The organism is Pseudomonas fragi (assembly GCF_002269505.1).
Classification (GTDB): Bacteria; Pseudomonadota; Gammaproteobacteria; order Pseudomonadales; family Pseudomonadaceae; genus Aquipseudomonas; species Aquipseudomonas fragi_D.
The window spans coordinates 25,263-43,335 of record NZ_NQKQ01000016.1 but is presented as its reverse complement, the minus strand read 5'-3'; the positions used below and the strand labels follow the sequence as shown (position 1 = coordinate 43,335).

Below are 18,073 nucleotides of genomic sequence, written 5' to 3'. Positions count from 1 at the left end.
AGCAAAGTCGACGATAACGCCGACTCGCGCTTAAGAAATTTCGCGCCTGAATGGCGGCAGTGCATTCAGAATCGCTTTGCCATAGCGCTGGGTAACCAGGCGCCGGTCCAGCAAGGTGATGGTGCCGCGATCCTGTTCGGTACGCAGCAGACGCCCGCAAGCCTGTACCAGCTTGAGCGAGGCGTCGGGCACGGATATCTCCATGAAGGGGTTGCCGCCGCGCGCTTCGATCCACTCGGCCAGTGCCGCTTCAACCGGATCATCGGGCACCGAGAACGGAATTTTGGCAATCACCACGTGCTCGCAGTAGGCACCGGGCAAATCCACGCCCTCGGCAAAACTGGCCAGGCCGAACAACACGCTGGACTCCCCGCCATCGACCCGCGCCTTGTGTTTGTTGAGGGTTTCCTGCTTGGACAGGTTGCCCTGGATAAACACTTGTTTGCGCCAGTCGCGCTCCAAGCCGTCAAACACGTCCTGCATTTGCTTGCGCGATGAAAACAGCACCAGCGTGCCCCGCGACCCCTCGACCAGGGCCGGCAGCTCACGAATGATCGCCGCCGTGTGGGCGGTGGCGTCACGGGGGTCGGCCTTGAGGTCCGGCACCCGCAGCACACCTGCGTCGGCATGATGGAAGGGGCTTGGCACCACCGCCGTCACGGCGGCCTTGGGCAGGCCCGCACGCATGCGAAAACGGTCGAAGGTGCCCAGCGCGGTCAGGGTGGCCGAGGTGACAAGCACGCCATAGGCGACGTTCCACAAATTACGACGCAGCATCTCGGCCGCCAGTATGGGGCTGGCGTTGACCTCGATATCAAACAGCGAACCGCTTTCCGCCAGGGTCAACCAGCGCGCCATCGGCGGGTTGTCTTCAGGGTCTTCGACAGTAAAGGCGGTCCACAACTCCCAGTTGCCCTGGGCACGGGACAGCAAACTGCCAAACAGCGGGTACCACTCTTCAGCCTGGTTGCTGGTGATGCCGATATTGACCTCACCGTCCATGCCGTCCTTGAGAATCTCGGTCAGACGAGTGAAAAGGTCAGTCAGACGCGAAAAGCCTTTTTTCAGTTCGATGCCCATTTCACGCATATGATCGGGGATCAGGCCGCCAATAAAACGGTGGCGCGGGCGTTCACGACCTTCAGGCTCTTCACCGACTTTAAAGTCGGCAATTTGCTCACAGGCGGTGAACATGAACTGTTGCTGAGCCTTGATCTCTTTGGCCAGCTCCGGCACTTGCTCCAGCAAACGCCCCAGGTCGCCCGGCAACGGGTGCTGGGCCAACAGTTTGGTGAGGTTTTTGGCAGTTTGCTCCAACCAATCGGCGGTAGAACGCAAACGGGTGTAGTGGGCAAAATGGCCAATGGCCTTGTCTGGCAGGTGATGGCCTTCGTCGAACACGTAGACGGTGTCACGCGGGTCGGGCAACACGGCACCGCCGCCCAGGGCAAGGTCAGCCAGGACCATGTCGTGGTTGGTAACAATCACATCGACCTTGCTCATGCCTTCACGTGCCTTGTAGAAGGCGCATTGGCCAAAGTTGGGGCAATGACGGTTGGTGCACTGGCTGTGATCGGTGGTCAGGCGCGCCCAGTCCTGGTCTTCAAGGGCCTGGGGCCAGCTGTCACGGTCGCCGTCCCATTTATTGCCGGCCAGCTTTTCGATCATGCTGGTAAACAGCTTCTGGCTGGCCTCATCGACTTCGATCTTGAAGCCTTCTTCCTCGAACAGCTGCGCCGTCGCGGTTTGCGCGTGGCCCTCTTGCAGCAGCATGTCGAGTTTGGACAGGCACATGTAGCGGCCACGGCCCTTTGCCAGGGCAAAGCTGAAGTTCAGCCCGCTGTTGCGCATCAGGTCCGGGAGGTCCTTGTAGACGATCTGCTCCTGCAGGGCGACCGTCGCGGTAGCGACCACCAGCCGTTTACCTGCAGCCTTGGCCACCGGAATGGCGGCCAGGCAGTAAGCCACGGTCTTGCCGGTGCCGGTGCCCGCTTCTACGGCGACCACGGCGGGGTCGCCACTGCGGTGGTTTTCTTCGTCGGTGTCGATATCACCCAGCACCTTGGCCACTTCAGCGATCATCAAACGCTGACCGTAACGCGGCTTGAGGCTCTTGGATTCGAGAAAACGCGAGTAAGCGCCCTGGATCTGGGTTTTGAGTTCGTTACTAATCATGATTCTTCGGGCGCAAGAAACGCTGGATAAATTTTCAGTGGTTCGATTGGCCGCTATCATACCCCGCTAATTCATCCCGCGCCGAACGGAGTACCCCAATGACCGCTTTTGCCCTCGCCTATAGCCTGCATGTACTGGCCGCCCTGATCTGGGTGGGCGGCATGTTTTTCGCCTGGATGATCCTGCGCCCTGCGGCTGTCACGGCCCTTGAAGGCCCGGCGCGGCTGAAGCTGTGGGTAGAAGTGTTTCAACGTTTTTTTGTCTGGGTCTGGATCGCAGTGGTGATTTTGCCGATCAGCGGTGTGGGTCTTCTGCAAATGCGCTTTAACGGTTTTGAAACGGCGCCGCGCTATGTGCAGATCATGATGGGTTTGTACATCGTGATGATGGCTCTGTTTATCCGTATTCAATCGCTTCAGCTACCCGAGCTGCGCAAGGCAGTCGAAGCCCAGGCATGGGCTGACGGGGCGGCGGTTATGGTGCGGATTCGCCGGCTGGTGGGGGGCAACCTGATTGTGGGGCTGGTATTGGTGGCGATTGCGGCGGCACGGCCGACTTTTTGAAAGCCGGATAGTTATAGACCAAGCCCAATCAAGAACCCCTCAGCGGATGTTGCCTGCCCTGCACAGGTTACAACCGCTGGATAGTCACTGCACCTGCAGTACCTGCTTCCCCCGGCTGCCCGGCCAGGCCCGGCTTGCCGGACTTGCCACCATCAGTGCGATACACCACACAGCCCTTGGCCTTACCGCCTGCGCCAGCGCGTCCGGCCTCGCCGGGCTTGCCGCCCGTACCGCCATCAACCCGCACACTGACCTGCTCGGCCGGGTAGTCGCGAGGCAACTCGACCCGCACCTGCCCACCCGCAGCACCGGATTGTCCGTTGCCACCATTGTCGCCATTGGCTCCGGACCCCGCCGCCCCCCAGGTACAGCCAGGCTCTTCACCGTTGCCACCATCAAGCCCTGCAAAACCGGGCGCACCGGTGCCGCCGCGGGCATCGATGGACAATTGCGGCGCTTGCAGTGACTCAATGCGCAGGCTCAGATTGCGCGCTGGCCGCGCTGGCTTTTCAAAGGTTCCGGTGGCACCACGGGCATTGATCTGGCTGCCTTCATCCAGTTCGGCGCGGGCAACCCGCAACTCGATACCCTGCTCTGCCGGCACCAGGGTGATGCGCGCCTCACGGCCCAGGTGCAATTGATCGATATTGACCTGGGTGACGCCGGCCGGAATCAACAAGGTCCCGTAGTCAGCCACGTCGAGCTTTTCCAAACGCAGAACACTGACATTGGCCGGCAAGCGCATCATCGAATTGGCTGCAACCGACACCACCTCGGCGTGGACAACAGGGCTGCACAAGGCCGCCACTAAACATAACTTACGCATGGCTGGCATCTCGTTCGTGGGAAGCAGGTAGGGTGTGTGCGTGGAAAATCCCAAGCACGAGTATCAACAGGCGATCACGCCAGGGATGCGGGCGGCCGGACAGACTACTGCGCAACAACAGCACCTCTAGCAGGTGCGTCAACAGCAATAGCTCGCCGGCGAGATTAATCAGCACATCAAACGGATTGATCATGGGCTGCAACAGATTGATCAGCACCAGCCCCCAAAACAACAGCGTCAATGCCTTACCCAGCCCCCAAAGCACCTTCATAGCTCCGCCTTTAGCATGTTCTTTGCACGCACATTAACGGCTCGCAGGAGCACGGCGCCAGATACCCTTACAAAAAGATTCACCGCGCGCCTGGCCTTTTCGCTCAAGCCCGCGGAGAACCGCAGCGCAGAGCGTGATTTAGCGGATGATCAGAATCTCGGTACGCCGGTTCAGGGCGCGACCTTCAGGGGTCTGGTTGCTGGCAACCGGGTTCGACTCGCCCGCCCCCACTACCGATACAAACTGGCTGCGCGGCACGCCACTCTCGATCAAGTACTCAACCACCGACTGCGCCCGTGCCTTGGACAGTTTCAAGTTATAGGCTTCGCTGCCCACACTGTCGGTATACCCCGTCACTTTGAGCTGAGCGTTTGCGGCGTGTTTTTTCAGGCGCTCGGCAATTACATTGAGTTTGTCCTTGTCGGCAGCCGTCAACCTGGCGGAGTTGAATTCAAAATTCACATCGCGCACTACGATGGCTTCTTCCTTGACCACCACCACTTCTTCAACCACAACCACGGCCACGATCGGGCAGCCCACTGCATCGACCTTCACGCCCCTCGGGGTGTCCGGGCACTTGTCGCGGCTATCCGGTACGCCGTCGCCGTCCGCATCGCCATCACCGTGAACCCAGCAATAAGCCGCAGCCATACCTGCGCCGAACAAAGCCCCGCCCCCAGCCCAGGCGGAACTGTTGATTGCGCCCAACGCCGCCCCGCCTACACCGCCGACCGCGGCACAGGTGGGCCAGTCTGTTTTTTGCAACCCGGCACATCCCGTCAATACACTGGTGAGAACAACCAGAGGCAGTGCTGTTCTGATGATGCTCATAACGGGGTCTCTCCTGAGGGTCGGCGTTAGGCCGTTGCAACACGAAGTAAAGACTGCGCTCAGGGTATGCGCCAGCAAAGTGACCGCAGCAGCAACAGCCCACTAGGCCGCAGGGCTTGCGCAGGCTAGTCTTGGACGCTCTAAGTGAGGACCTTCGATGACGCCCGGTATTTCTACACGCACACCCCAGCAAGCGCTGGCGGCATTGCTTGATCGTTATGCGCCACAACGCCTGCTCGTGGTCGGCGCCAGCAGTTTCCCGGCACTGGCCGCCTTTGAAGCTGCACACCCCGACGCGCTGGTTGCCCACGCCGCGCCTGGCCCGTTGCCGGAAAACCTGGCCGCGCAACGCTTTGACCTGGCACTGGTCATCGACTGCCTGGAACATTTGCCCAAAAACAGCGGGCTGCAATTGCTGGGTGGCATTCGCAACCTCAATGCCAGCCGGATTGCCGTGTTAGCGGATCTCACAGCCTGCGACTGGAAAGAAACCGACTTTTTCGCCCTTGCACTACAAAGCAATGAGAGATTTCAGCGTGACGAGCAAGTCCTGACACTCTTTACTTATGACTTGCGCGAGTACAAACAAGTACCCGACTGGCTCAATGCCAGGTTTTGGGCCAACCCGGAAAACTTTGGCAAGTATTGGTGGTAACCCGATGAGCACATCCATTTGCCCTTGTGGCAGCGGCAACCTGCTGGACGCCTGCTGCGGGCACTATCACGACGGCCACCCGGCCCCAAGCGCCGAAACACTGATGCGCTCGCGCTACAGCGCCTATGTACTGGGCCTTGTTGACTACCTGGTGAGCACCACCCTGCCTGTGCAGCAAGCCGGGCTGGATCGCCAGTCCATTGCCGACTGGAGCGCACAAAGCACCTGGCTGGGGCTGACCGTTGAAAGCAGCGAAGTGTTCGGCGGCCAGCCAGAACATGCCTTTGTGACCTTTACTGCACGCTGGCACGATGCCAATGGTGAACACAGCCATCGCGAGCGTTCATCCTTTGTGCAAAGCTGCGGGCGCTGGTACTTCATCGACCCCACCGTACCGCTCAAAGTCGGGCGCAATGATGCTTGCCCATGCGCCAGCGGCCTTAAGTTCAAAAAATGCTGTGCCGGGTTTTTCGGTCAATAGGCTGGATTCTGAGGGTTAAACAATGGACGTGCGGGCCCGAACAATAAAAACAATCGCCCTGGCCATGCTGCTGATGGTGTCGGGGTGCACCTCCTGGTTCGACTCGGCCGACAAGGACCCCGACGTGCATCTGGAAAAAGTCGAACTGGTGCAGGCCAAGCTGCTGGAACAGCGCTTCAAGCTGCACTTTCGGGTCGACAACCCCAGTGACTCGACACTGACTGTGCGCGGCCTGAGCTATACCCTGTATCTGGGCACCATCAAGCTGACCGAAGGTGAGAACGAGCACTGGTTCAGCGTGCAACCCAAAAGCAGCGCCCATTACGTGATACCAGTGCGCACCAACCTCTGGCCGCAGGTGCGACCGCTGGCAAAATTGCTTGAAACACCCGACCAACCCATCCCCTACCGACTCGAGGGCACACTGCAAACCGGCCTGTTCTACGGTTACGACGTGCACCTGACGCGCAAAGGCGAGATAATCCCCGGCGATTTTATTCCAGAGTGATTGAGCAATGACCCAACAACCCCACGTTCATGGCCCCGACTGCAACCACGATCATGATCATGGCCACACCCATGACCACGATCACGGTCATGTACATGGCCCGCATTGCGGCCATGCACCTCAAGAGCCAGTGCGCAACGAGCTGAAAGACGTTGGCCGCAACGATCCTTGCCCGTGCGGCAGCAGCAAGAAATTCAAGAAGTGCCACGGCGCCTGATCCCTCGGGACGCGTTGCAAACGCCGCACCTGCCTTGAGCCGGTGCGGCGTTTGCGTTTTTGCTTTATGAAAAAACGCTTCACAAGCTCTGACCTGCTTTCATCCGACGCGCTTTTGGGAGTAAAACTGACATCCCACCGTTGACGCCCCCCTGTGATGGCCGTCAGCCGCTGGGTGAATATTCCCTTCTGGAGCCCTTCATGATCGATCTTTATTACTGGACCACTCCCAACGGCCACAAAGTCTCATTGTTTCTTGAAGAAGCTGGCCTGCCCTACAAGGTTCATCCGATCAATATCGGCAAGAACGAACAGTTTGCTCCGGAGTTTTTGCAAATAGCCCCGAACAACCGCATCCCGGCCATTGTCGATCAGGCTCCGGCTGACGGCGGCGAGCCGCTGTCCTTGTTCGAATCTGGCGCGATCTTGCTGTACCTCGCGGAAAAAACCGAGCAATTCCTGCCCAAGGATCTGCGCGGCCGGCAAATGGCCCTGCAATGGCTGTTCTGGCAAATGGGCGGCCTGGGACCCATGGCCGGGCAAAATCACCACTTCAATCGCTTCGCGCCGGAAAAAATCCCGTATGCGATCAAGCGCTACACCGAAGAGACGGCCCGCTTGTATCGTGTGTTGAACAAACAGCTGGAAGGCCGCGAGTTTGTTGCAGGCGCCGAATACAGCATCGCCGACATGGCGATTTACCCGTGGATCGTGCCCCATGAATGGCAGGGTCAGAACCTGGACGACTTCCCGGCGCTCAAGGCGTGGTTCCAGCGGGTCAAGGCGCGCCCGGCTACAGAACGTGCCTACGCACTGGTGGATAAAATCAACCCGCCCAAGTAGTGCATATAGCGCTTGCACGGTGTCATCGGCCTCACTAACGTAGCGGCTTTCGATGACACCACCCCCGCAGGAGCTTTGCCATGGCCTCGCCAGCCCTTATTCAATTTCTACCCCGGTTCGGCGTTGCCGCGGCAGTGGTCAGCCTGCTGGGCCTGACCGGTTGCCAGATAAACAACCCTGCCACTGAAAGCCTGGTGCCTGCCTCCGGCGTACAACCGCTCAAAGGCCTGGCGCAGAACGTGTCGGTACGGCGCAACAGCCAGGGCATGCCGCTGATCGAAAGCAGCAGCTTCCATGACGCCCTGTTCACCCTGGGTTATGTGCATGCTGGCGACCGTATTAGCCAGATGGTGCGCTTACGCTTGCTGGCCCAAGGCCGCTTGGCCGAACTCAACGGCGTAGATGCTCTGGAAAGCGACCGGTTGATGCGCACCATCAATCTGAAAAAGAACGCTGACGAGCTTTATAAAGGCGCATCACCGCGCCTTAAAAAGTTTTTCGAAGTTTACGCCCGCGGGGTCAACGCCTACCTGTTCCGCTACCGCGACAAACTGCCGGCCGATCTGGCGCAGGCCAGCTACAAGGTCGAATACTGGAAACCCGAGGATTCGGCGCTGATTTTCAGCCTGTTGAACTTCGGCATGTCAGTCAATCTGCAAGAAGAACTCAACGCCCTGGCGCTGGCACAAAAAGTCGGCACCGACAAACTGCCCTGGCTGATGCCGACTTACCCCAACGAAGCCTTGCCCGCCAGCGAGGCCGACAAGCTCAAGGGCCTGGCCCTGGGCAGCCAGCTGCAAGGCTTGAGCGGTGTGACCCAGGCCCTTGCGCAAGTGAAACAACTGAGCCTGCCAGGCGTCACGGCATCCAGCGACTGGGCCATTGGCCCGCAGCGCAGCCGCAGCGGCAAGAGCCTGCTGGCCAACGATATCCATCAGCCCATAGGCGTGCCTTCGGCATGGAGCTATGTGCAGATTCGCGCCCCTAAATACCAGGCTGCCGGGGCAACCATTGCGGGCTTGCCGACCCTGTTTGCCGGGTTCAACGGCAAAGTGGCGTGGGGCATGAGCCTGGCCATGGGCGACAACCAGGATGTGTTCCTGGAGAAACTCAAACGCCAGGGCAGCAGCCTGTACTACATGGCGAACGGCAAGTGGCTACCGGCGACGGTGCGCAACGAAACCTTTTTCGTCAAAGGTCAGCGCCCGATTCGTGAAGTCGTTTACGAAACCCGCCACGGGCCGCTGCTCAACAGCGCCCTGGGCAGCCCCAATGCCCTGGACAGCAGCCTGGGGCTTGCCCTGCAAACCCCGGACTTGCAGGGCGATAAAACCCTCGACGCCTTTTTTGACCTGTCCCGCGCCCAGAACAGCGAAAAAGCCTCGGATGCCAGCCGCGAAATCCGTGCTGTAGCGCTGAACCTACTGTACGCCGACGCCAGCCATATCGGCTGGCAAGTGACCGGGCTCTACCCCAACCGTCGCGAAGGCCTTGGCCTGTTCCCGTCGCCGGGCTGGGATGGCCGCTACGACTGGGAAGGTTACGCCGACCCGATGCTGCACCCTTACGACCAGGACCCGGCCCAGGGCTGGCTGGGCACCGCCAACCAGCGGACTGCCGCCTACGGCTACGGCATGCAATTGTCCAACTCGTGGCTGTCACCTGAGCGCAGCGAACGCCTTGCGCAACTGGCGGGCAGCGGCAAACAGGACGCTCGCAGCATGATCGCGATGCAGTACGACCAAACCACGTTGTTCGCGGCCAAATTGAAAAGCATGTTTACCGCGCCCGGCATGGCGCAGCCGCTCAAGCAGGCTATCGCGGCATTACCCGCTTCAGAACAGGCCAAGGCTCGCGAAGCACTGGGCCGGCTGATGGCATTTGACGGCAAGCTTAGCGCCAGTTCGGCCGATGCAGCGCTGTATGAACTGTTCCTGCAGGAAAGCACCCGGCAGATCTTCCTTGATGAACTGGGCCCCGAGAACAGCGCCAGCTGGCAGGCATTTGTGGCCAACAGCAACCTCTCTTATCCAGCGGTGGCTGATCACTTGCTGGGCCGCGAAGACAGCCCCTTCTGGGACGACACCCGCTCGGCGCAAAAAGAAGACAAACCGGCGATTCTGGCGCGCACTCTCGCAGCCGCCATCAGTAGCGGTGACAGCCTGATGGGTAGCGATCACAGAGCCTGGCAGTGGGGCAAGTTGCATCAGTATCTGTGGCGCAACAGCAACGGCCAGACCGTTCGCGGCCCGGTCATGGCGGGTGGCGATCACACCACCCTCAACACCGCGGCCTACAACCTCGCAGGTGCAAGCTTTGAGGTGACACAAATTCCGGCCATGCGCATGATCATCGACTTCGGCCAGGTCGAACCCATGATGGGGCAAAACAGCACCGGGCAATCGAGCAACCCGGCCAGCCCGCACTACACCGACGGCATCGACCCGTGGCTGAAAGGGCAGTACATCAGCTTCCCGATGCAACCGCAAAACTTCGACAAAACCTACGGCAAAACCCGCCTGACCCTGGTTCCGGGCAAGTAACCGACAACCGCTGGCAGCCCTCTCCTGCACAGAACCGGGAGAGGGATTATGCTAAATGACACTGCGTGATTTTTCAGTTATATGTCGCCCGTAATGTGCCAGGACTGTGGCAATCGGGTACAGCACTACTGCTTAGCCATCCCCCTGGCTCACAAGGACGTCTCCATGCAGCGACATCAAATTCATCCTTTGCTGGCACCGGTTCCCGGCACTGAACGACTTATTCACAGTTTTCACTACGGACCTGCGCAGCCACGGGGCAAGATCTATATCCAGGCTTCATTGCATGCTGACGAATTGCCCGGGATGCTGGTCGCCTGGCACCTCAAGCAACGCCTTGCAGAACTGGAAGCCGCCGGGCGCTTGATCAGTGAGATCGTCGTAGTGCCCGTGGCCAACCCGGCCGGCCTGGAACAGGTACTGATGGATATTCCACTGGGCCGCTACGAGCTGCAAAGCGGGCAGAATTTCAATCGTAATTTCCTTGACCTGAGCGCGCAGATTGGTGATGAGCTTGAAGGCCAACTCAGCAACGACCCCGGGCAAAACCTGCAGTTGATCCGCCGTCACTTGCGCAAACTGCTGGCCGCGCAAGTACCCACCACGCAATTGCACTCCCAACGCCTGACCCTGCAAACACTGGCCTGCGATGCCGATATGGTGCTAGACCTGCATTGTGACTATGAGGCCGTCGCCCACCTGTACACCACACCCGAGGCTTGGGTGCAGGTCGAACCGCTGGCACGTCACCTGGGGGCGCAAGCCAGCCTGTTGGCCACGGATTCAGGCGGGCTGTCATTCGATGAGTGTTTCACCCTGCTGTGGTGGCAATTACAGCAACGTTTCGGCCATTGTTACGCTATTCCCCAGGGCAGCTTTTCCGTGACCCTGGAGTTGCGCGGCCTGACAGACGTCAGCCACAGCCATGCACAGCACGACTGTGAGGCGCTGATTGATTATCTGATTGATTTTGGCGCGATTGACGGCGAGTCCAGGCCTTTGCCTCCCCTCCTGTACCCAGCGACGCCTCTGGCCGGCGTAGAGCCCGTGGCGACGCCTGTAGGCGGACTGCTGGTCTTCAATGCCAGGCCCGGGGAGTATCTCTGCGCTGGCCAATTGATTGCCGAGATCATTGACCCGATCAGCGACAGGCTCACACCGGTTTACTGCACCAGTGCAGGCTTGCTCTATGCCCGCTCTCAGCGGCGAATGGCCACCGCAGGCATGGTGATTGCCCATGTGGCGGGCCGTGAAGCTTATCGTAGCGGCTATCTGCTATCGCCTTGAGCCACTACAGGCTCAGGCAACCGGGGCAGGCGGGGGCTCATCAGGCAGCGTTGGCACGCCCGGTTCGGGTTCGATCGGTTGCGGGGTGTCCGGGTCAGGCTGGCCGGGGATGCCGCCTGCGTGAATCTGCGGAAAAGCCAGCAGAGACCACGCCAGCAGCCCTACCTGGTTGGGCTCAAGGTCTGCCAGTTGGGCGCGGATACTCGGATCAATCTTCATGAGGCACTCCTGAGCGATGATCCGGCTCGCTGGATGCGTAACCGGAAATACACTCAATAGAGTGCTTTATCGCTCAAGAATTCCCTCTGTTCGTCAGGTGCGAGGCAAGGTTACGCCGCGCTGGCCCTGATACTTGCCGCCACGGTCCTTGTACGACACTTCACACTCTTCGTCAGATTCGAAGAACAGCATTTGTGCCACGCCTTCGTTGGCGTAGATCTTGGCCGGCAACGTGGTGGTGTTGGAGAACTCCAATGTCACATGACCTTCCCACTCAGGTTCAAGCGGCGTCACGTTAACGATGATGCCGCAACGCGCGTAGGTGCTTTTACCCAGGCAGATGGTCAGCACGTTGCGTGGAATACGGAAGTATTCAACGGTGCGCGCCAGAGCGAAGGAGTTGGGCGGAATGATGCACACGTCGCTGGTGACATCGACAAAGCTGCCCGCGTCGAAATTCTTCGGATCAACGGTCGCCGAGTTGATATTGGTGAAGACCTTGAACTCGTTTGCGCAACGAACGTCATAGCCGTAGCTCGATACACCGTAGGAAATCAGACGGTTCTCGCCTTCTTCACGCACCTGACGCTCGACGAAAGGTTCGATCATGCCGTGCTCTTGCGCCATGCGGCGAATCCACTTGTCCGGTTTGATGCTCATGGCGGGTGTCCTGAATAGCGAGGTAGAAAATTCTGTTGGGCATCTTACCGCCCCCCAAGGCCCGGTTCAAAAGTCTGGGGCAAAAATATCGAAATTAGCCGCAGATCCCCTGAATACAGGGTGTAAGGGTAACCGTCAGTCACGTTTTTAGAGAAACCTTCGCAAAGACCCTTTGCACGTTCTGAAAAAAGCGTTAAGGTGGCGCCACTGTGTTGCTTGTGTCACTGAGAATCTCTACACGATATGTTGAATTTCGATCCAACCATCTCCAAGAATTTTTCCTGCTCTTTGCACTCAGTCTCGGCCAGGGCTTTTCCTGCGTCGCAGTTATCTTTGTTCAAGGAGTTACACCATGTCTAATCGCCAAACTGGTACCGTTAAGTGGTTCAACGATGAAAAAGGCTTCGGCTTCATCACTCCACAATCCGGTGACGACCTGTTTGTTCACTTCAAAGCAATCCAATCCGACGGCTTCAAAAGCCTGAAAGAAGGCCAACAGGTTTCTTTCATCGCTACCCGCGGTCAGAAAGGCATGCAAGCTGAGGAAGTTCAAGTTATCTAACTTGTGCTGATCCAGTAAAAAACCCCGCCCTTAAAAGCGGGGTTTTTTTATGCCTGCAATAAACACGGGCACGATTTTGTAGTCGCTGACGAGGCACGAGGCGGCGATGGGCTGCGTAGCGGCCCCAACTTTTGAAGGCCCTGCGGGCCTTATCGCAGCCTCGTACCTCGTCAGCGACTACAGGTATTGCCTCGCAATTCAGTCGTCGCTAGTGGTAATGCTCGGCATCGCCTGCGAAGCCGCTTCGTGCAGGACGATACGCGCACCCACCTGACGGGCCAGCTCCTGATAGATCAAGGCAATCGGACTGTTGGGATCAGCCACCGCTGTAGGCTTGCCATTATCGGCCTGCTCGCGGATCTCCATCGACAGCGGCAGCGAGGCCAGCACCTCAACGCCATATTGCGTCGCCAGCTTCTCCCCCCCCCCCTCACCGAACAGATGCTCTGCATGGCCGCAGTTCGAACAGATATGTACCGCCATGTTCTCCACTACACCCAGCACCGGAATGTTCACCTTGCGGAACATCTCGACCCCCTTGCGCGCATCCAGCAACGCCAGGTCCTGCGGAGTTGTCACTATCACCGAGCCAGTCACCGGGACTTTTTGCGCCAGGGTCAGCTGAATATCACCGGTACCCGGCGGCATGTCGATGATCAGGTAATCGAGATCATTCCAGGCGGTCTGCGTAACCAGCTGCAACAGAGCCCCCGAGACCATCGGGCCGCGCCAGACCATCGGCGTGTTGTCGTCAGTCAAAAAGGCCATCGACATCACTTCAACGCCATGGGCTTCGATGGGCACAAACCACTTCTGATCACGGATCTTCGGTCGCGTACCTTCAGCAATACCAAACATCACGCCCTGACTCGGCCCATAAATGTCCGCATCCAGAATGCCCACCAGCGCGCCTTCACGCGCCAGCGCCAATGCCAGGTTGGCAGCGGTGGTGGATTTGCCGACACCACCCTTGCCGGAAGCCACGGCCACAATGTTTTTCACATTGGCCAGACCGGGGATTTGCGCCTGCGCCTTGTGCGCGGCAATCACGCAGTCGATCTCGACCTTGGCCGAGGTCACACCCTCCATGTTTTCGATGGCAGTTTGCAGAATCTGCGCCCAGCCACCCTTGAACAGACCAGCGGCATAACCCAGCTCAAGCTGAACACTGACGCGCTCACCCTGAACCTCAATGTTGCGGATGCATCCGGCACTGACCGGATCCTGATTCAAATAAGGGTCGGTGTATTGGCGAAGGACGGCCTCCACCGCTGCGCGATTGACTGCGCTCATGGGCAACTCCCGTAAAGACTGAGTAAAACAGGCCGCTATCGTACCTGTAATAAACCACTGGCAGCAGGCTTTTGAATCGGTCAAAAACAACACAAACGATCAGATATACCGCCACGGGGTGAAATATATTGCCCGGCGCTTTATAGTGGCCGACCACCGTCTCATCAAGTAGCCGAGCCCCATGTCCGAGCCACGCAATATCTTAGTCACCAGCGCCCTGCCCTATGCCAATGGTTCTATTCACCTTGGCCATATGCTTGAGTACATCCAGACTGATATGTGGGTGCGCTTCCAGAAACTTCGCGGCAATCAGTGCACTTATGTCTGCGCAGACGACGCTCACGGCTCGGCCATCATGTTGCGCGCCGAGAAAGAAGGCATCACCCCCGAGCAGTTGATCGCCAATGTTCAGGCTGAACACAGCGCCGACTTTGCCGATTTCCTCGTTGACTTCGACAACTTCCATTCGACCCACGCCGAAGAAAACCGTGAGCTGTCGAGTGCGATCTACATCAAGCTGCGCGAAGCCGGGCATATCGCCACTCGTTCGATCACCCAGTACTTCGACCCGGAAAAGAAAATGTTCCTGGCCGACCGCTTCATCAAGGGCACCTGCCCTAAATGCGGCACTGAGGATCAGTACGGTGACAACTGTGAAAAATGCGGCGCCACCTACGCACCAACCGACCTGAAGAACCCGAAGTCGGCGATTTCCGGCGCAACCCCGGTGCTCAAGGACTCCGAGCACTTCTTCTTCAAGCTGCCCGACTTCGACGCCATGCTCAAAAGCTGGACCCGCAGCGGTGCCCTGCAAGATGCAGTTGCCAACAAGATCGCCGAATGGCTGGATACTGGCCTGCAACAGTGGGATATCTCCCGTGATGCGCCGTACTTCGGCTTCGAGATCCCGGACGCGCCAGGCAAGTACTTCTATGTATGGCTGGACGCGCCAATCGGCTACATGGCCAGCTTCAAGAACCTCTGCGCCCGTCGTCCAGAACTGGACTTTGACGCGTACTGGGCAAAGGACTCTACCGCCGAGCTGTACCACTTTATCGGCAAGGATATCGTCAACTTCCATGCCCTGTTCTGGCCAGCCATGCTTGAAGGCGCAGGCTATCGCAAACCAACCGCCATCAACGTTCACGGCTACCTGACCGTTAACGGCCAGAAAATGTCCAAATCTCGCGGCACCTTTATCAAGGCCCGCACTTACCTGGACCACCTGGCACCGGAATACCTGCGCTACTACTACGCCTCCAAGCTGGGTCGTGGCGTCGATGACCTTGACCTGAACCTGGAAGACTTCGTCCAGAAGGTCAACTCCGACCTGGTTGGCAAAGTTGTCAACATCGCCAGCCGCTGCGCGGGCTTTATTCACAAGGGCAACGCCGGGGTCATGGTCGAGGGCAATGCAGCTCCCGAACTGACCGAAGCCTTCCTGGCCGCGGCCCCAAGCATTGCCGAGGCTTATGAAGCCCGCGACTTTGCCCGTGCCATGCGCGAAATCATGGCCCTGGCCGACCGTGCCAACGCCTGGATCGCCGAAAAGGCCCCATGGGCAATGGCCAAGGTAGAAGGCAAGCAAGCGGAAGTTCAGGCGGTTTGCGCCCTGGGCATCAACCTGTTCCGCCAGTTGATCATCTTCCTCAAGCCGGTCCTGCCAGTACTGGCTACCGATGCAGAAGCATTCCTGAATGTCGCTCCCCTGAACTGGAACGACCACAAGGTATGGCTGGCCAACCACCAGTTGAACGCTTTCAAGCCATTATTGACCCGTATTGACCCAGTCAAGGTCCAGGCCATGACCGACGCTTCGAAAGAAGACCTGGTCGCCAGCCAGACCGACACCGGCAGCGCTGCACCACAAGGCAATGGCGAACTGGTCAAGGAGCCGCTGTCCGCAGAGATCGAGTTTGATACCTTTGCTGCCGTGGACTTGCGCGTCGCGCTGATCCTCAAAGCTGAAGCAGTTGAAGGCGCCGACAAACTGCTGCGTCTGACCCTGGATATTGGCGACGAGCAACGCAACGTGTTTTCCGGGATCAAGAGCGCCTACCCGAACCCGGCTGAGCTCGAAGGTCGCCTGACCATGATGATTGCCAACTTGAAGCCACGCAAAATGCGCTTCGGCATGTCCGAAGGCATGGTGATGGCTGCCGGCCCTGGCGGTGAAGAAATTTACCTGCTCAGCCCGGACAGCGGCGCAAAACCAGGTCAACGCATCAAGTAACACTGCCCCTTTGCACCGTCTGGTGGCCTGTAGGCCGCCAGACGCTGTTCATCAGTAGCCGCCCTTCCCGTCATGCCGGATAATCAGCCGCATTGGCCACGCTGAACGATCCTGCACGCATGCTTGACCGTATCGCCCCCTATTTATCTCTGCGCATGTTGAGCGTCGCCCGGTTGCGACCCGCTGTAGCTGGACTGAACACACCATGAGCCTGATTCAACGTATTGATGCTTTATTGCCGCAAACTCAATGCGGAAAATGCGGCCATCCCGGCTGTAAACCCTATGCGCAAGGCATTGCCCAAGGCGAAGCCATCAACAAATGCCCCCCCGGCGGAGCCGAAACCATTACCGCACTGGCCAGTCTGCTCGGGGTTCCCGTACTGCAACTGGATACCGATCGCGGCCAGGCCCCAGCGCAAGTGGCCTATATTCGCGAAGCTGAATGCATCGGCTGCACCAAATGCATTCAGGCCTGCCCGATCGATGCCATTCTTGGCGCCGCCAAGCTGATGCACACGGTGATTGTCGATGAATGCACCGGCTGCGACCTCTGCGTGGCGCCGTGCCCGGTGGACTGCATAGAAATGCGCCCGCTGCCTGCCAATATAATCCCGATTGTCGGGGGACTCGCCCACGACGCAGAGCAATACAACGCCCGCAACCAGAAACGCGAGCATGCTCGTAGACGTTACGAGCGGCGCGACGATCGCCTGCGTCGCGAAGAGCAGCACAGACAAGCTGAACGTCTTGCCCGTGCCCAGCGCCCGCCTGCAAGAGCCGCCAGCGTCTCGCAAGCGGACTCCCCCTCGACAGCACCTGGCAGCCTCAATGACGCTGCACTTAAAAAAGCCAAGGTCACCCTGGCCATGGCTCGCGCGCAACTGAACAAATCGCTGAAGGCATTCGGGCATCCTCCGACCGCACAACAGCAATCTCAACTGGTCATTCTGCAACAGCAGTTTGAAGCTGCGCAGCATGCGCTGACGCAACTGGAGTCAGTACCCCAGGTTTTTATGCCCACGCCGCCAGCCAACACTGCCGAGCTAAAGCGCGCAAAAATCCAGCTGGCCATGCGCCGTGCCGAACTTAAGAAAGCCATTAGCCAAGAGTTGTCCAACGTCGAGCTGACACTTTTGACTGACGCTGTGGCTCAGGCAGAATCCACACTCAATGCGCTGGACCCTGCCAAGGCTTGAAAAAATCATTTATGCGCCCCACCGTTTAATTGACAGCTCCTCAGGAACGTTTTTAACCATGAACGCCGCAAAGCGCCTTGAAATATTTCGCCGGTTTCACGATGACAACCCTGAGCCTAAAACTGAACTGGCCTACACATCGCCTTTTGAATTGCTTATCGCCGTGATCCTCTCGGCGCAGGCCACTGACGTTAGCGTCAACAAGGCAATGGCCAAACTGTTTCCGGTCGCCAATACACCAGAAGCCATCTACGCTCTGGGAGTAGAAGGGCTGTCGCAGTACATCAAGACCATCGGCCTGTATAACAGCAAGGCCAGGAATGTCATTGAAACTTGCCGTTTGCTGATTGAACGCCATGACAGCCAGGTTCCGCAGACCCGAGAAGAGCTTGAAGCACTCCCCGGGGTAGGTCGCAAAACGGCAAACGTTGTACTCAATACCGCGTTCCGGAAACTGACCATGGCCGTAGATACCCATATTTTCAGGGTCAGCAACCGAACCGGCATTGCACCAGGCAAAAACGTGGTGGAGGTTGAAAAAAACCTTATGAAGTACGTTCCTAAACCCTACCTGCTGGACGCCCATCACTGGCTGATCCTGCATGGACGCTATGTGTGCCAGGCGCGCAAGCCACGGTGCGGGAGCTGTCGCATAGAAGACCTGTGCGATTTCAAAGAAAAAACCTCTGATGATTGACCGATAGAGGTT

The 18,073-nt window shown here is 58.5% G+C and carries 19 protein-coding genes; 12 read left to right on the top strand and 7 right to left on the bottom strand.

Translation table 11 applies throughout. The features are described 5' to 3' along the window. Positions 1-30: 30 nt before the first annotated feature. Complete coding sequence (gene dinG, locus CJU81_RS15025; protein WP_095029154.1) at positions 31-2,175, bottom strand: ATP-dependent DNA helicase DinG; 2,145 nt, start codon at positions 2,173-2,175, stop codon at positions 31-33. A gap of 98 nt (positions 2,176-2,273) precedes the next feature. Between dinG and CJU81_RS15020 the strand changes: the two genes are divergently transcribed. Beyond that, entirely contained in the window at positions 2,274-2,738 is a 465-nt protein-coding gene (locus tag CJU81_RS15020) for a CopD family protein (protein ID WP_095037286.1), read from the top strand. A gap of 67 nt (positions 2,739-2,805) precedes the next feature. On the opposite strand, the gene CJU81_RS15015 is transcribed toward CJU81_RS15020, so the two are convergent. From CJU81_RS15015 to CJU81_RS15005, 3 genes are all read right to left on the bottom strand, one after another. Continuing rightward, on the bottom strand, positions 2,806-3,564 hold the full coding sequence (locus CJU81_RS15015) for a hypothetical protein (RefSeq protein WP_095037285.1): 759 nt from the start codon (positions 3,562-3,564) through the stop codon (positions 2,806-2,808). Continuing rightward, positions 3,557-3,835 carry a DUF1145 domain-containing protein gene (locus CJU81_RS15010; RefSeq protein WP_095037284.1) on the bottom strand — a complete coding sequence of 93 codons (279 nt, stop codon included), beginning with the start codon at positions 3,833-3,835 and terminating at the stop codon, positions 3,557-3,559. Before CJU81_RS15010 ends, CJU81_RS15015 begins: the two co-directional genes overlap by 8 nt. A 138-nt stretch (positions 3,836-3,973) precedes the next feature. Then, positions 3,974-4,666, bottom strand: a complete 693-nt coding sequence (locus tag CJU81_RS15005) for an OmpA family protein (RefSeq protein WP_095037283.1) — start codon at positions 4,664-4,666, stop codon at positions 3,974-3,976. Positions 4,667-4,823: 157 nt separating this feature from the next. Here CJU81_RS15005 and CJU81_RS15000 point away from each other — a divergent pair, with 157 nt between their 5' ends. From CJU81_RS15000 to CJU81_RS14970, 7 genes are all read left to right on the top strand, one after another. Next, the gene (locus tag CJU81_RS15000; RefSeq protein WP_095037282.1) at positions 4,824-5,321 is read left to right on the top strand and encodes a DUF6231 family protein; all 498 of its coding nucleotides are present in this window, start codon (positions 4,824-4,826) and stop codon (positions 5,319-5,321) included. Positions 5,322-5,325: 4 nt separating this feature from the next. Further along, on the top strand, positions 5,326-5,802 hold the full coding sequence (locus CJU81_RS14995; RefSeq protein ID WP_095037281.1) for a YchJ family protein: 477 nt from the start codon (positions 5,326-5,328) through the stop codon (positions 5,800-5,802). Positions 5,803-5,824: 22 nt separating this feature from the next. Beyond that, positions 5,825-6,310, top strand: coding sequence for an LEA type 2 family protein (locus tag CJU81_RS14990; protein WP_095037280.1), 486 nt, complete (start codon positions 5,825-5,827; stop codon positions 6,308-6,310). 7 nt (positions 6,311-6,317) lie between these two features. Then, positions 6,318-6,527 (top strand): SEC-C metal-binding domain-containing protein, encoded by a 210-nt coding sequence (locus tag CJU81_RS14985; protein ID WP_086795965.1) that lies wholly within the window; start codon positions 6,318-6,320, stop codon positions 6,525-6,527. 200 nt (positions 6,528-6,727) lie between these two features. Further along, positions 6,728-7,369, top strand: coding sequence for a glutathione binding-like protein (locus CJU81_RS14980; RefSeq protein WP_095037279.1), 642 nt, complete (start codon positions 6,728-6,730; stop codon positions 7,367-7,369). 80 nt (positions 7,370-7,449) lie between these two features. After that, positions 7,450-9,912, top strand: coding sequence for a penicillin acylase family protein (locus CJU81_RS14975; RefSeq protein WP_095037278.1), 2,463 nt, complete (start codon positions 7,450-7,452; stop codon positions 9,910-9,912). Positions 9,913-10,077: 165 nt separating this feature from the next. Then, a complete protein-coding gene (locus tag CJU81_RS14970; protein WP_095037277.1) occupies positions 10,078-11,199 on the top strand; it encodes a succinylglutamate desuccinylase/aspartoacylase family protein in 1,122 nt (373 codons plus the stop codon). Positions 11,200-11,211: 12 nt separating this feature from the next. Here CJU81_RS14970 and CJU81_RS14965 read toward each other — a convergent pair whose 3' ends face one another. Both CJU81_RS14965 and dcd read right to left on the bottom strand, forming a co-directional pair. Next, positions 11,212-11,418, bottom strand: a complete 207-nt coding sequence (locus tag CJU81_RS14965; RefSeq protein WP_095029165.1) for a hypothetical protein — start codon at positions 11,416-11,418, stop codon at positions 11,212-11,214. Positions 11,419-11,511: 93 nt separating this feature from the next. After that, positions 11,512-12,078: a dCTP deaminase gene (gene dcd, locus CJU81_RS14960; protein ID WP_016779707.1), complete on the bottom strand. Its 567-nt coding sequence runs from the start codon at positions 12,076-12,078 to the stop codon at positions 11,512-11,514. A gap of 352 nt (positions 12,079-12,430) precedes the next feature. Between dcd and CJU81_RS14955 the strand changes: the two genes are divergently transcribed. Then, the gene (locus CJU81_RS14955; protein WP_002554837.1) at positions 12,431-12,640 is read left to right on the top strand and encodes a cold-shock protein; all 210 of its coding nucleotides are present in this window, start codon (positions 12,431-12,433) and stop codon (positions 12,638-12,640) included. A 198-nt stretch (positions 12,641-12,838) separates the two neighbouring features. On the opposite strand, the gene apbC is transcribed toward CJU81_RS14955, so the two are convergent. Beyond that, positions 12,839-13,933, bottom strand: a complete 1,095-nt coding sequence (gene apbC / locus CJU81_RS14950) for an iron-sulfur cluster carrier protein ApbC (RefSeq protein WP_095037276.1) — start codon at positions 13,931-13,933, stop codon at positions 12,839-12,841. Between the two features lie 181 nt (positions 13,934-14,114). Here apbC and metG point away from each other — a divergent pair, with 181 nt between their 5' ends. From metG to nth, 3 genes are all read left to right on the top strand, one after another. Then, positions 14,115-16,166, top strand: coding sequence for a methionine--tRNA ligase (gene metG, locus CJU81_RS14945; RefSeq protein WP_095037275.1), 2,052 nt, complete (start codon positions 14,115-14,117; stop codon positions 16,164-16,166). Positions 16,167-16,371: 205 nt separating this feature from the next. After that, entirely contained in the window at positions 16,372-17,364 is a 993-nt protein-coding gene (gene rsxB / locus CJU81_RS14940; RefSeq protein WP_095037274.1) for an electron transport complex subunit RsxB, read from the top strand. A 58-nt stretch (positions 17,365-17,422) separates the two neighbouring features. After that, positions 17,423-18,061 (top strand): endonuclease III, encoded by a 639-nt coding sequence (gene nth, locus CJU81_RS14935; RefSeq protein WP_095037273.1) that lies wholly within the window; start codon positions 17,423-17,425, stop codon positions 18,059-18,061. The last annotated feature ends 12 nt before the right edge of the window (positions 18,062-18,073 follow it).